This is a genomic window from Allocoprococcus comes, assembly GCF_013300725.1.
Taxonomy (GTDB): Bacteria; Bacillota; Clostridia; order Lachnospirales; family Lachnospiraceae; genus Allocoprococcus; species Allocoprococcus comes_A.
Genome location: NZ_JAAIMM010000015.1, coordinates 1 through 14515, shown reverse-complemented (window position 1 = coordinate 14515; position 14515 = coordinate 1). Strand labels below are relative to the sequence as shown.

The following is a 14515-nucleotide window of genomic DNA, read 5'->3' as shown; positions in this document are numbered from 1 at the left end:
CTAATTAAAATTAGTATAAATTGTCAGCTTTTTTATACGCATTTTTCAAAAGACAAGTGTTTTAGATGCTTAAAGGGCACGCTATTTTGTCATAACAACAGCACCATCATCTGTGATGCGGACCATGTATTCTACCTGAGCAGAAAGTCCGTCATCTTCAGTATAAACAGTCCAGTCATTATCTTCATCAACGAAGAATTCCGGGCTGCCTTCATTGATCATTGGCTCGATGGTAAAGATCATACCCGGAACCAGAAGCATTTCACTTCCTTTTGGTGTTACATAGCTTACCCAAGGTTCTTCGTGGAATTCAAGACCAACACCATGTCCGCCAATCTCCTCTACAACAGAGTAGCCGTTTTCTTTTGCGTGGGTGTTGATCGCATCTGCGATATCTCCGAGATGATTCCATGGTTTTGCCTGCGCAAGTCCAAGTTCGACACATTCCTGTGTGACACGGACCAGTCTTTCAGCACGTTCGCTGACCTTGCCGATTATGAACATACGGGATGCATCTGAGAAATATCCGTCCAGAATGGTAGATACATCTACATTGATGATATCGCCTTCTTCCAGGATGATATTTTCATCCGGAATACCATGGCAGATCTCGTTGTTGATCGAGGTACATACACTCTTCGGGAATCCCTGATAATTAAGCGGTGCCGGAATTCCGCCGTGTTCGGTTGTATAATCATAAACTAATTTATCAATTTCGGCTGTACTCATGCCTGCGTGGATATGGGCTGCTACATGATCAAGTACGGCAGTATTGAGATCTGCACTTTTCTGGATTCCTTCAATCTGAGGAATGGTCTTGAGCATATCTCTTGTCGGAACGATTTCTCCTTTATCTGCATGATATGCGATCTTTTCTTCGATCATAAGATGGCATTTTTTGTATTTTTTTCCGCTGCCACACCAGCACAATTCATTTCTTTCCATGAGAATACCTGACTTTCTTTTATAAATTTTTACGTGCAGAGTCTGATGTGATCACAAAAACCAGATGTATGCCTGCACTAACTGTTTCACTTCTATAATATATCCATTTCAGGTCAAAAAGTCAATCTGTGCAGGACGTATTTCGCCAGATGCAGTCCAAAATGACAGAACTGGATGTGGTATGTATCCGTTTTGAAGCAGAACTATTGCTTGTATAGGACTCTGGAATCGGTTATAATACAAAGGGATTATAACTGAAAATAACAGACTGATATTGGAAAGACGAACAGGGAAAGGATGGACAATTATGTTTAGAATTGGAATGCTTACCAGTGGTGGAGATTGTCAGGCACTGAACGCGGCAATGCGCGGTGTCGTAAAAGGACTTTGTTCAAAACGGAATGATGTGGAAATTTATGGATTTCAGGATGGATATAAAGGACTTATTTATTCAAATTTTGAGATGCTGACAGCAAAAGATTTTTCGGGAATTCTTACGATGGGTGGAACGATTCTCGGAACTTCCAGACAGCCATTTAAACTGATGCGCGTACCAGGACCAGACGGGATAGATAAGGTCGAAGCAATGAAACATACTTACCATAAGCTGAATCTGAACTGTCTGGTAGTCCTGGGAGGTAATGGAACACATAAGACTGCGAATCTGTTAAGAGAAGAAGGACTGAATGTGATCACACTTCCAAAGACGATCGACAATGATCTGTGGGGAACGGATATGACATTTGGTTTCCAGAGTGCGGTAGATATTGCAACGGAGGCGATTGACAGGATCCACACAACAGCAACCTCACACAGCCGTGTGTTTATTGTTGAGGTTATGGGACATAAAGTAGGATGGGTGACACTTCATGCCGGAATCGCAGGCGGAGCAGATATCATCCTGCTTCCGGAGATACCTTATGATGTAGACAATGTAGTTCGTGCGATCAAGAGCCGTACAGAAGCAGGAAAGCATTTTACGATCATTGCGGTTGCAGAAGGTGCGATCACAAAAGAAGATGCAGCCCTTCCGAAGAAAAAATTAAAAGAAAAACAGGAAAAGAAGGACTATCCGTCTGTAGCATATGAGCTGGCAGAGAAGATCCAGAACCGTATGGATCAGGAAGTTCGTATTACTGTGCCGGGACATACACAGAGAGGTGGAAGTCCGTGCCCGTATGACCGTGTGCTTGCAACCAGACTGGGAGCAGCAGCAGCGGATCTGATCTTAAAAGAGGACTACGGATATATGGTAGGAATTAAAAACGGCAGCATCCGCAAGGTTCCGCTTGGTGAAGTTGCCGGTAAGCTGAAGATGGTAGACCCGAAGGCGGATATCATCAAAGAAGCCAAGATTGTCGGAATCAGTTTTGGTGATGAGTAAAGGAGTAATTTAACATGTCATATACTGCCCTGTATCGTAAATTCCGTCCTGCGGAATTTGAAGATGTAAAAGGACAAGATCATATTATCACAACACTGAAGAATCAGATAAAGGCAGATAGAATTGGACATGCATATCTGTTCTGTGGCACAAGAGGAACCGGAAAGACTACTGTAGCGAAGATTTTTGCAAAAGCAGTCAACTGTGAACATCCGGTAGACGGAAGTCCCTGCGGGGAATGTGCCATGTGTAAAAATATTGCAGCCGGTATTTCCATGAACGTCATTGAAATCGATGCGGCTTCCAACAACGGTGTAGACAATATCCGTGAGATCAGGGAAGAGGTATCCTACCGTCCGACAGAGGGACGATATAAGGTGTATATCATCGATGAAGTGCATATGCTTTCTATAGGTGCGTTTAATGCCCTGTTAAAGACGCTGGAAGAACCACCGGAATATGTGATCTTTATCCTTGCAACGACAGAGGCACACAAGATTCCGATCACGATTTTATCCAGATGCCAGCGCTACGATTTCAAGCGAATTACGATCGATACGATCGCGGCGCGTCTGGATGAACTGATGAAAAAAGAACAGGTTGAGGTGGAAGAAAAAGCGATCCGTTATATTGCGAAAGCGGCGGACGGATCCATGCGAGATGCTTTAAGTCTTCTGGATCAGTGCATTGCATTTTACCTTGGGCAGAAGCTGACCTATGATCATGTCCTTGAGGTTCTTGGCGCTGTGGATACTGATGTGTTCAGCAGACTTCTCAGACAGATCATCAGTCAGGATGTGGGAAAGGTCCTTGCTACGGTGGAAGAGCTTGTGATGCAGGGAAGAGAACTGACACAGCTTGCAGCAGATTTTACCTGGTATCTGCGCAATCTTCTTCTGGTGAAGACTTCGGATAATATGGAAGATGTACTGGATGTATCAACAGAAAATCTGGCACAGCTGAAAGAGGAAGCACAGATGATTGAATCCGGAGTGCTGCTCCGGTATATCCGTATTTTTTCCGAGCTGACAAATCAGCTCAAATACGCAACACAGAAAAGAGTGCTTCTGGAAGTAACACTGATCAAGCTTTGCAAACCGCAGATGGAGAGTACGAAGGACAGTCTTCTGGATCGGATCCGTGCACTGGAAAAACAGGTAGAAGAAGGAAATTTTGCAGCTGCGCAGCCACAGGAGAGGGTTGTTTATGTAAATGGTGAAGCACCAAAGCCACAGTCAAAACCGCAGCTTCCGAAAGCACTGAAGGAAGATGTAAAGCAGGTGGCATCAAATTTCAGGAAGATTGCAAACGAAGCATCAGGAATGCTTAGAGGCTATCTGAAGCAGGCAAGACTCAGCGTGGACAATCAGGACAGACTTCTGATCGTTCTGCCGGATGAGATCAGCGCCAGCGTGGTAGGAAGCGAAGAGCATAAGCAGGAATTAAAAGATCTGATTGAGAAAAAAATCGGCAAGACTGTGGAGATTGATGTGCGTCAGGTGGAAAACGGACGCCATTTTGAAGACAGTTTTGTGGATATAGAAAAAGTGATCAATATGGAGATCACGATTGAAGATGAATAATAATTAGGAGGAGTTATAGTTATGGCAAAAAGAGGAGGATTTCCGGGAGGCGGAATGCCGGGAAATATGGCAAATTTAATGAAGCAGGCTCAGAAGATGCAGAAGCAGATGGAAGAGCAGGCAAAAGAGATGGAAGAGAAAAGTTTTACAGCAACTGCAGGCGGCGGAGCTGTAGAAGTGACCGTAAGCGGTAAGAAAGAAGTCCAGAAAGTAAAACTTCAGGAAGAAGTTGTGGATCCGGATGATGTAGAGATGCTGGAAGACCTGATTATGGCAGCAGTCAATGAAGCACTTCGTCAGGTCGATGAGGCCAATACTTCCGCTATGAGTAAGCTGACTGGCGGACTTGGCGGAATGCCGGGAATGTTCTAGAACGGGAGTGTAAAAGATGGATTATTACAGCAGTCAGATCAGTAAATTAATCGAAGAATTATCAAGACTGCCTGGTATCGGAGCAAAGTCAGCCGGAAGGCTGGCTTTTCATATCATCAATATGCCGAAGGAACAGGTAGAACAGCTTGCAGCGACACTGGTAGATGCAAGAAATAATGTAAGATACTGCAAGGAATGCTGCACGCTTACTGATAAAGAATTATGCCCGATCTGTGCCAGCGAGGAGCGGGATCATAAGACGATCATGGTTGTGGAAAATTCCCGCGATCTTGCAGCTTATGAAAAGACCGGAAAATATAACGGTGTGTACCATGTACTTCACGGCGCAATTTCTCCGATGCTGGGGATCGGACCTGGAGATATCCGGTTAAAAGAACTGATGGAGCGTCTGCAGGGGGATGTAGACGAAGTGATCATTGCAACCAATTCCAGTCTGGAAGGGGAGACCACGGCAATGTACATCAGCAAACTGATCAAACCGACAGGAATCAAGGTCAGCCGGATCGCAAGTGGTGTGCCGGTTGGCGGCGATCTGGAATATATTGATGAAGTGACGCTTCTGCGTGCACTGGAAGGACGTACAGCACTTTAGGTAACTTAAGGATTGCGAGGAGTGCCGGAAACGTATGCATTTGAAAGAAGTAAAGATATGAGAAAGAAGAAAGTAACCTCTTCGGATATCGCATATGCGGCAGGTGTGTCGCAGGCAACGGTATCCATGATCCTGAATAAAAAATATAATGTATCATTTTCAAAAGAAACGATTCGTAAAGTGGAACAGATCGCAGAAGAGATGGGATATGAAGTACCGAAAAGAAAGACACGCAGAGAAAGCAGGAAAGAGAAGCTGATCGTCGTATTTTGTTCCAACCTCACGAACCCTTATTATGTTATGCTGCTTCAGGGGATTGAATCCCGTGCAAAGGAGCAGGGATATGGACTGTTTGTGTGCAATACCCAGAGGGATCTGAAGATGGAGGAGCGGTATCTCAGGATGATGCATGAGCTGAAACCGCTTGGTATTATCTATACCTGCAATCCAAGCCATTGTTTTATGGATACGATAGAAGAGCTGGCAGAAAAAATTCCGATCGTAATTATCAATAACCAGAATGAGCATCTGAATGTGGATGCAGTGGAACTGGATAATTCCAAACTCGGAAGGATGATGGCAAAGCATCTTCTGGAACTGGGGCATCGGAAAGTGGCATATATTGCACCACCACTTACAACCAGACAAAAGCAGCGCTCAAAAAGGGTGGAAGGATTTCTGAAAGAATTTGATGCCGTTGGATTAAAAGGCAATGTGATCATCAAGGCAGCAAATGAGTCGATCGATATGAACATCCCGAATATCGACTCGGAGTATAAGATCGGATATGATCTGACGAAAGAGCTTTTGAGAGAGCATAATGATATTACTGCAATCGTCGGATTAAATGATATGATCGCATTTGGGATCCTGGATGCACTTCACGAAGAAAAATATAAAGTTCCGGCAGATATTTCCGTAATGGGATGTGATAATACACTGTTTGCGAAGATGCATAAGGTGTCGCTGACAACGATCGAGCATTTTGTCATTTTCAAAGGACGGGATGCCTGTGATATCATTATGAAAAAGATTCTTTCACAGAACAGCCAGTATTCAGAGATCCAGCCGATCAGCACCTATCATGTAGAGTATGAACCCCGTCTGATCGTGCGTGGAACGACGTCCTATGCGAAAACAAAAAAAGGGAAAAATTAGTTTAAATCCAAAAAATATTAGTAATATTTCATAATTTAGGTCTTTAAAAACACTATAAAATAGAGGATTACTCAAAAACAGTATTGAAAAATTACTAATAAAATAGTTAATATTAACATGAAAAATTACTAATAAAAACATATGGCTATTGACCTGCCAGAGTAAATTGCGATATAATTTAACCAAGTCAGGCAATCAGATAAAAAGAGGGATTCCTGATAACGGAAAATACGAATTTTCATGTTCATAAGGAGGAAAACGAAATGAGATTTTTCATCGACACAGCAAATGTGGAAGACATTAAAAAAGCTAACGATATGGGAGTTATCTGCGGAGTTACAACAAACCCGTCACTGATCGCAAAAGAGGGGCGTGATTTTAAAGAAGTTATCGCAGAGATCGCATCTATCGTAGACGGACCAATCAGTGGAGAAGTAAAAGCAACAACTACTGATGCAGAAGGTATGATTGCAGAAGGTAGAGAAATCGCTAAGATCCATCCGAACATGGTAGTTAAAATTCCGATGACTGTAGAAGGACTGAAAGCTTGTAAAGCTCTTACAGCTGAAGGAATCAAGACAAATGTAACACTGGTATTCACAGCAAACCAGGCACTTCTTGCAGCAAGAGCAGGGGCTACATATGTATCGCCGTTCCTTGGACGTCTGGATGATATTTCTGTACGTGGAACAGAACTGATCGAAGAAATCGCTGAAATGTTTGCAGCGGCTGGAGATATTAATACACAGATCATCTGCGCGAGCGTCCGTAACCCAATGCATGTTACAGAATGTGCACTTGCAGGTGCTGATATTGCAACTGTTCCTTACAAAGTAATCGAGCAGATGACACATCATCCGCTTACAGATGCTGGTATCGCAAAATTCCAGGCTGATTACAAAGCAGTATTCGGAGAATAAGATTTACAATCAGAATAATTTACTGTCGGAAGAGCATGAATCTGCGCTTCCGACAAAGTGACTAAAAATAAACTATTTCAGGAGGCATATTTTCATGAACAAGTCAGAGCTTATGAAAACTGCAAATGAAATCCGTAAGAGCATCGTGACAGCAGTGCACGCTGCCAAATCCGGACATCCGGGCGGATCTCTGTCAGCAGCAGACATCTACACATATTTATATTTTGAAGAGTTAAATATCGATCCTAAGGATCCTAAGAAAGCAGACCGCGACCGTTTCGTTCTTTCCAAAGGACATACAGCTCCGGGATACTATTCTGCACTGGCACACAGAGGATTCTTTCCGGTAGAAGACCTCAAAACACTTCGTCATACAGGATCTTACCTTCAGGGACATCCAGATATGAAGCACATCCCTGGTGTTGATATGTCAAGCGGATCTCTGGGACAGGGAATCTCAGCTGCTGTTGGTATGGCTATTTCAGCGAAACTCAGCAATGATGACTATCGTGTATACACACTTCTCGGAGATGGAGAAATTCAGGAAGGACAGGTTTGGGAAGCTTCTATGTTAGCAGGATTCAAAAAACTGGACAACCTGGTAGTCATTGTAGATAACAACAACCTTCAGATCGATGGACGTATTGATGAAGTAAACTCACCATACCCGATCGACAAGAAATTTGAAGCATTCAACTTCCATGTAATCAATATCGATGGACATGACTTCGATCAGATTGCAGCTGCTTTCAAAGAAGCAAAAGAGACAAAAGGAATGCCGACAGCTATCATCGCCAAGACTGTAAAAGGTAAAGGCGTTTCCTTCATGGAAGACCAGGCTGGATGGCATGGAAAAGCTCCGAACGATGAAGAATACAAGATCGCTATGGAAGATTTAGAGAAAGCAGGTGAAGCATTATGTCAGAAGTAAAGAAAATCGCAACAAGAGAAAGCTATGGTAATGCTTTAGTTGAGCTTGGAAAACTGCATGACGATGTCGTAGTACTTGATGCTGACCTTGCAGGAGCTACAAAGACAGGAACATTCAAGAAAGCATTCCCGGAAAGATTTATCGACTGTGGTATCGCAGAAGGCAACATGATCGGTGTTGCAGCTGGTATCGCTACAACAGGAAAAGTTCCGTTCGCAAGCTCATTTGCAATGTTCGCAGCAGGACGTGCATTTGAACAGGTTCGTAACTCTGTTGGATATCCGAAGAACAATGTTAAGATCGGTGCTACACATGCAGGTATTTCCGTTGGTGAGGACGGAGCTACACATCAGTGTAACGAAGATATCGCTCTTATGAGAACAATTCCGGGTATGGTAGTGATCAGCCCGGCAGATGATGTAGAAGCAAAAGCAGCAGTATTTGCAGCATACGAACATCAGGGACCGGTTTATATGCGTTTCGGAAGACTTGCAGTACCGGTAATCAATGACAATCCGGATTACAAGTTTGAGATTGGAAAAGGAATCGTGCTTCGCGAAGGTAAAGATGTGACAATCGTTGCAACAGGACTTGAAGTAAGCGAATCGCTTGCAGCAGCTGAAAAGCTTGCAGCAGACGGAATCGATGCAAAGGTGATCAATATCCATACAATCAAACCATTAGATGAAGAACTCATCGTTGCAGCAGCAAAAGAGACAGGAAAAGTCGTTACAGTAGAAGAACATTCTGTCATCGGCGGGCTTGGAAGCGCTGTATGTGATACACTTTCTGAAAAACTTCCGACACCTGTTCTGAAGATTGGGGTTATGGATACATTCGGAGAATCTGGCCCGGCAGTAGAACTGATCAAGAAGTACGGACTGGATGCAGACAGCATTTACGAAAAAGTAAAAGCATTTGTAAAATAATAAAAAAGGATTCTGAGAATCCATAATAAAAATGCCAGAACCGGTGTAAACCGGGACTGGCATTTTTGTTATGGATGAAAGTTCTTAATCCGCTGTGGGAGTGAGAAGGATACAGCACCAGACCGGTGGTGCTATAACCGGTTATATTTTGAGAGTGGCATATTTCCCGTTCTAGGAAAATATTTTCCGTATAATACAGCTTACGAGTCCAACTCCGCATAATGGAAGAAGGATTCCTTTCAGACCTCCATACAGCTGCAGACCGCCGGCAAGACCAGTCAGTGGTGATGGAGAAGAAGGAATCAGATTCCAGAACATTCCGGCAGCAACTACAGTTACACCGATGAACAGGAAGGAGAAAAGCCCCCGTCCGGTATCGACACGCTTTGTTCCCCTGTCGCCATAAGCGCAAGGTCCGGTCAGCGCCCACAGGAAGAAAATAATCTCCATAATCAGCAGAAATGCTGCGAAGCCAAGGAAGGCACCGAGCGTATAATTCCTGGCATTTACCGCTGTGGCAAGTGAACCGTATACCGGATAACTGCTCCAGAAATTCTTGAAAATAATAAATGCAATTGCGGCGATCATCAGAAGCGTTACGCCACGGGCTCCGATCTGCAGGAGTTTGCTGGTTACTTTTGCGCCGGTCTGCACGGTCTTTTTCACCGGAGTGGTGATGATCGAAGCGGATGGAGTGGAACGCTTTTTCCCGGAAGCTTTTGAACTGCCGTTTCCAGAGCTTCCGGAAGTACGTTTCCGGGCTTTTTCAGACCGCTTCTTTCGTGAATCCTCCGAAAGATCTTCGGTGAAAGAGTGTCCCTCCTTTTTTACTTCCTCGCTTTTGTTGATTTTATTTACATCTCTTTGAGATTTCTTTTTACGCCTTTTTACGGTATCCCGATCCGGTATGTCGTCCAGATCAATGATATCAAAGTCAGTATCGTCTGACAGGTCTTCATAAATCTGTTTCATGTTACAATCAGCCTCCTCATTTTAGTTTCGCCCTATTTTATACCAGGAATTTGAAAGAAACAATACGAATCACAGAAACATCACAAAATCATAAGGAATTCTTTAGAAAAGAATGAGGTGGAATGAAAGAAATTTTGGTATACTTAAAGAGTGTCGGGAAAAGTATACCGACAGAAAAAGAGGGAAACCCAAATGGAAAGATTACAGCAAACGATTACCGAGTTAAATGATAAATTAAAAAATGAAAATAAAACGCCGGAAGAGCTGGATGAAGAATTTGAGCAGTTTTATGAATGTATCAAAGACATTGCGACACATCCGGTTGTGCTGAGGATGAAGCTTTATCCGCACCACGGAGTGACGAACTGCTATCAGCATTGTCTCCACGTTTCTTATTATAATTATATCTGGTGCAAGGCACTGGGGCTGGATGCAGAATCGGCAGCAAGGGCCGGGATGCTCCACGATCTGTTCCTATATGACTGGCATACCCACGCCAAACGGACAGGAGACCGTTTTCACGGAATGACTCATCCGAAAAGGGCACTACAGAATGCCGAGAAATTTTTTGAGCTGAACAGTACGGAACGGGATATTATCATCAACCATATGTGGCCGGTCACACTTTTTTCTGTGCCGCGGACAAAAGAAGGATGGATTACGACACTTGCTGACAAATATTGCGGCAGTTTTGAGACTGCACAGCGGAAAGAGAGCGATCCGGTAAAGAAAAAACGGGGAATGGACAGGATTGTCGAACGATTTTCCTATTTAGTAGACACAAAGCGATAAAAAGTGTGTTTTCCATATGATACGATAGCCTAAACTACAAAATATGCAGAATGAGGTGAGAGTATTATGGAAAACAAATTTCCAAAAAATGTACGCCAGATAGGAAATGTGAGTGATACTCCGAAGATTTACGTGGAAGATTATGTAGATACATTTCTGAATCAGATTTGTGATAAAGCGGACAATAAACAGGTGGGAGCATTCCTGGTCGGGAAGAAAGAAGAAACAGAAGGGCAGGAATGTATCTATATTTTCGGGGCGATCTGCATGGAGATTTCCGAAGATGAAAATGAGACCATTTCGCAGGAAAATTTTGAGAAAGCAAAGCAGGAAAAACAGGAATATTTTGAAGAAGGCACACTGATTGGCTGGATGCTTTGCAGACCGGGCGTACGAATGCTGATCGACGGAAAAATATTTAAAGCACATGAAAAATATTTTTCCGAAAAAAATACCGTTTTCATATTAAAAGACAATGCGGAAATGGAAGAGCAGTATTATTGCTACAAATATAAAGAACTGATGCAGATTGGCGGGCATTATGTGTATTATGAAAAAAATGCTGCAATGCAGAGCTATATGATCACGGCGCGGAAAAAGATTGGCGTGACTCCCAGCGAAGTTGTGGAAGATAAGGCTGCAAAAGACTTTCGCAATCTTGTGAAAGAAAGAATTGAGGCGCAGGAACAGAAAAAATCTTCCGGACTGACGTATGTGGCAAGCGTGTTTCTGGTGATCGTGGTTCTGATCATGGGCGTAACAACGCTGAATAACTATGGGAAAATGAAAAGCGTTCAGTCGTCGCTGGAATTTATCCGGGATTCGCTCTTGAAACAGGACGGAAATAAAACGCAGAAAACCAATGGTACGGTAAAAGCGGCGGATGATCAGAAAAGCGAGGAATCTGTTCAGTCGGATCAGACAACAAATGATCCACAGACAGAAGTGCAGCAGGAACCGGAAGCACAGCAGGGAGAAGAATCAGACACGTCTTCCGCTGAAGAAGAGAAGACCAGTGAACCGGCAGCAAGCACAATGCAGGAGATGACGGAAGATATTTATATTGTAGAAAAAGGGGACACCCTTGCTAAAATCAGCAAAAAGGTATATGGAGACAGCGGACATGTGGATGCAATCTGCAGAATGAATGGACTGTCGGATGGAAACCTGATTTTTATCGGTCAGAAACTGATTCTGCCTTAGTTTTCTGTACATATGAATAAAAACTGTGGTATACTAACAACAAACTAACGACAGGAAAAGGACAGGTTATGGATGTGATTGTAAAGGTACGCGATCCGGAAGAAAACCTGGAAGAGAAGATAAAAGCGTACAAAGTGAAAAAAAGAATAAAGACGGCAGCAACAGTTCTGGCGTTTGTATTTGCCCTGATCAGCAGTTACCTGCTGGTGGAACTGCAGACCTATACAAACTTACGGACATTGCAAAGCTATAAGAATAAAGAGACAGAATCGGCTGACCTGAAGTATCTGCAATATGCAGACGGAATGCTCAAATACGGACGGGATGGAATTGCCTACATCAACAAAAAAGGTGTAGAGCAGTGGAACCAGTCTTATCAGATCAAGGATCCGGTTATCCGGATTTCGGGAAAAGCAGCTGCGGTTGCAGAGCGCGGCGGAAATGACATCTATGTCATGGATGAAAAGGGTGCAAAAGGAGAAATCCATACGAACTACCCGATCGAACAGATTGCTGTTGCGGAGAATGGAATCGTCAGCACGATTCTGAATAATGAAAATTCGCCAATGGTTGTGTGCTATGATGCGACAGGGAATGTACTGGTAGAGCACCGGGCTTCTCTTACCGGAACCGGATATCCGATCGGAATTGCACTTTCGCCAAATGGGACAAGACTTCAGATTTCTTATTTGTGTGTAGTGGATGGCGTAGAAGCAACCAGAGTCGGTTATCTGAATTTCGACAGTACCGATGAGGCGAACAAAGAATATCAGGTTGCGGATGATATTTACAAAAATATAATCGTTCCGACTTCATTCTTTATAGATGAGAAGAAATCTGTTCTGGTCGGAGATCAGTCATTTATGATCTATAAAGAGACGGATAAGCCAAAGCTTTCAAAGACAGTAAAGCTTGACAAGCAGATTAAAAGCTTTTTCCATGATGATGAGTATCTTGGCTTTATACTGAAAGAAGAAAGCGGAGAATATGAACTGCGTCTGTATGATATGGAAGGAAATCAGAAATTATCCAAGACATTTACCGGAGAATATGGAAATGTAAAGGTTGCAGATGGAAATGTTATCATGTATGACGGAACATCGTGCCTGATTTATTCCGGACTTGGTGTGAAGCAGTTTGAAGGAACGACGGAATATGAGATAAAAGAAGTGATTCCAATCTTTGGAATCAACAAGTACCTGGTGATGAATGCAGACGGACTTGCAGAGGTACGGCTTGTAAAATAGGAGTAGAGTATGGAAGTAAACATTTTATTGGTGATCGTTGGAGGAATTATAGCAATAGGGGCAATCGTGGGATTTGCAAAAGGTGCTGTCCGAATTGCGGTATCGCTTGGGGCGACGATTCTTACACTGGCAGTTGTATATTTTGCGACACCGTATGTGAGCAAAGCGATTTATTCACTTACGCCAATTGACGAGATGGTCGAGCAGCAGTGTATAAAGACGATGACAAAAGCATTTACAGGGGAAGCAGATACAGAGTCCGGGCTTACGGAAGAACAGGTGAGAGGGATTCTTTTGGCAGCGGGCGTTTCCGAGAAGACACTGGAGGCTGCCGGAATTACAGTGGAAGATATTGTAAATGGAAATGTATCCGACGAGATGCTACAGCAGTATGGAATTTCGCCTGATATTTTCAATGGACATGCATCAACTGAAGAAGTCAAGCAGTCGGTCATGGAAGCAGAAGTTCCAAAGCAGATGCAGATAGCAGCAATCGAGGGTGCAGATCTTCCGGATGTATTTAAGAATCTTCTTCTGGAAAATAATAACAGTGAAGTTTATCAGAAGCTTGGGGTAACGACATTTGCGGAATATGTAAGCAAATATTTTGCAAAGCTGGTTATCGAGATTATCGCGTTTCTGATAACATTCCTGTTTGCAACCATTGTGATAAGAGCGGTTGTGTTTGCGCTTGATTTTGTGACAGCACTTCCGGTTCTGGGAATTCTGAACAGACTGGCAGGAGTTCTGGTAGGGTCAACGATTTCATTTATTATAGTAGGGATCCTGTTTATCGTAATTACGCTTCTGTATACAACAACGATAGGAAAGCAGGCAATGGGAATGATCAGAGAAGATCAGATTCTTAGTTTTTTATATGATAATAATATAATTATGAAAATTGCAACAATGTTGAGATAAAAGGCTTGACAATAGAAACTGATAATGGTATTATAAAAATCCGTCACGGAAAAGTGGTGGATTTTTATTTGTAATAAGGGATGTAAGATAGTCCCCTGAAAAATAAAAATAAAAAACCTCAAAAAATGTGTTGACAAAGTGAAATACACATGATAGTATATAGAGGTTGTCGCTGATAACAATAAATGAGCGACAAAAAATAATTTAAAAAAGTTGTTGACAAACATGAAACACTTTGATATAATATAAAAGCTGTCGCATGAAACGGCAACAACAAAAAAGAACATTGATAACTGAACAATAGACAACAAACCCTGAAAATTCTTTAAAGAGATTTTTCAAGAACGGACATCGAAAGATGTCAAACCAGAACAGTAAACAGGAACAGAATTGCCAAGCGATTCTTGACTGGGTACAAACGGAGTAGTTCTTCAACAGAGTTGAAGAACGATTATGTTACTAAGCAGCGAAGCTGCAAGAAACATATATCAACGAGAGTTTGATCCTGGCTCAGGATGAACGCTGGCGGCGTGCTTAACACATGC

14 protein-coding genes are annotated in these 14515 nt (G+C 42.9%); 12 read left to right on the top strand and 2 right to left on the bottom strand.

All coding sequences use genetic code 11. From position 1 onward, the window contains the following. Positions 1-81 precede the first annotated feature (81 nt). On the bottom strand, positions 82-945 hold the full coding sequence (locus tag G4407_RS09360) for a methionyl aminopeptidase (RefSeq protein ID WP_173688683.1): 864 nt from the start codon (positions 943-945) through the stop codon (positions 82-84). Positions 946-1252: 307 nt separating this feature from the next. Here G4407_RS09360 and G4407_RS09355 point away from each other — a divergent pair, with 307 nt between their 5' ends. The 8 genes from G4407_RS09355 (at position 1253) to G4407_RS09320 (ending at position 8835) form a co-directional block, all read left to right on the top strand. Then, complete coding sequence (locus tag G4407_RS09355; RefSeq protein WP_173688682.1) at positions 1253-2329, top strand: 6-phosphofructokinase; 1077 nt, start codon at positions 1253-1255, stop codon at positions 2327-2329. A gap of 14 nt (positions 2330-2343) precedes the next feature. Continuing rightward, positions 2344-3912: a DNA polymerase III subunit gamma/tau gene (dnaX, locus tag G4407_RS09350; protein ID WP_173688681.1), complete on the top strand. Its 1569-nt coding sequence runs from the start codon at positions 2344-2346 to the stop codon at positions 3910-3912. Positions 3913-3933: 21 nt separating this feature from the next. Further along, positions 3934-4284: a YbaB/EbfC family nucleoid-associated protein gene (locus tag G4407_RS09345; protein ID WP_022220696.1), complete on the top strand. Its 351-nt coding sequence runs from the start codon at positions 3934-3936 to the stop codon at positions 4282-4284. Between the two features lie 16 nt (positions 4285-4300). Then, positions 4301-4897: a recombination mediator RecR gene (gene recR / locus G4407_RS09340; protein WP_173688680.1), complete on the top strand. Its 597-nt coding sequence runs from the start codon at positions 4301-4303 to the stop codon at positions 4895-4897. Between the two features lie 57 nt (positions 4898-4954). Then, positions 4955-6055 carry a LacI family DNA-binding transcriptional regulator gene (locus tag G4407_RS09335; protein ID WP_173688679.1) on the top strand — a complete coding sequence of 367 codons (1101 nt, stop codon included), beginning with the start codon at positions 4955-4957 and terminating at the stop codon, positions 6053-6055. Between the two features lie 263 nt (positions 6056-6318). Continuing rightward, complete coding sequence (fsa, locus tag G4407_RS09330) at positions 6319-6975, top strand: fructose-6-phosphate aldolase (RefSeq protein WP_055249322.1); 657 nt, start codon at positions 6319-6321, stop codon at positions 6973-6975. A 94-nt stretch (positions 6976-7069) separates the two neighbouring features. Further along, positions 7070-7906, top strand: a complete 837-nt coding sequence (locus tag G4407_RS09325; RefSeq protein ID WP_173688678.1) for a transketolase — start codon at positions 7070-7072, stop codon at positions 7904-7906. Next, complete coding sequence (locus tag G4407_RS09320; protein ID WP_173688677.1) at positions 7894-8835, top strand: transketolase family protein; 942 nt, start codon at positions 7894-7896, stop codon at positions 8833-8835. Before G4407_RS09325 ends, G4407_RS09320 begins: the two co-directional genes overlap by 13 nt. A gap of 171 nt (positions 8836-9006) precedes the next feature. Here G4407_RS09320 and G4407_RS09315 read toward each other — a convergent pair whose 3' ends face one another. Continuing rightward, positions 9007-9807, bottom strand: a complete 801-nt coding sequence (locus G4407_RS09315; protein ID WP_055297637.1) for a hypothetical protein — start codon at positions 9805-9807, stop codon at positions 9007-9009. 192 nt (positions 9808-9999) lie between these two features. Between G4407_RS09315 and G4407_RS09310 the strand changes: the two genes are divergently transcribed. From G4407_RS09310 to G4407_RS09295, 4 genes are all read left to right on the top strand, one after another. After that, positions 10000-10599, top strand: a complete 600-nt coding sequence (locus G4407_RS09310; RefSeq protein WP_055297638.1) for an HD domain-containing protein — start codon at positions 10000-10002, stop codon at positions 10597-10599. 66 nt (positions 10600-10665) lie between these two features. Further along, positions 10666-11802 (top strand): LysM peptidoglycan-binding domain-containing protein, encoded by a 1137-nt coding sequence (locus G4407_RS09305; RefSeq protein ID WP_173688676.1) that lies wholly within the window; start codon positions 10666-10668, stop codon positions 11800-11802. Between the two features lie 68 nt (positions 11803-11870). Then, the gene (locus tag G4407_RS09300) at positions 11871-13049 is read left to right on the top strand and encodes a DUF5711 family protein (protein WP_173688675.1); all 1179 of its coding nucleotides are present in this window, start codon (positions 11871-11873) and stop codon (positions 13047-13049) included. Positions 13050-13058: 9 nt separating this feature from the next. Further along, on the top strand, positions 13059-13970 hold the full coding sequence (locus G4407_RS09295; RefSeq protein WP_173688674.1) for a CvpA family protein: 912 nt from the start codon (positions 13059-13061) through the stop codon (positions 13968-13970). Positions 13971-14515 lie beyond the last annotated feature (545 nt).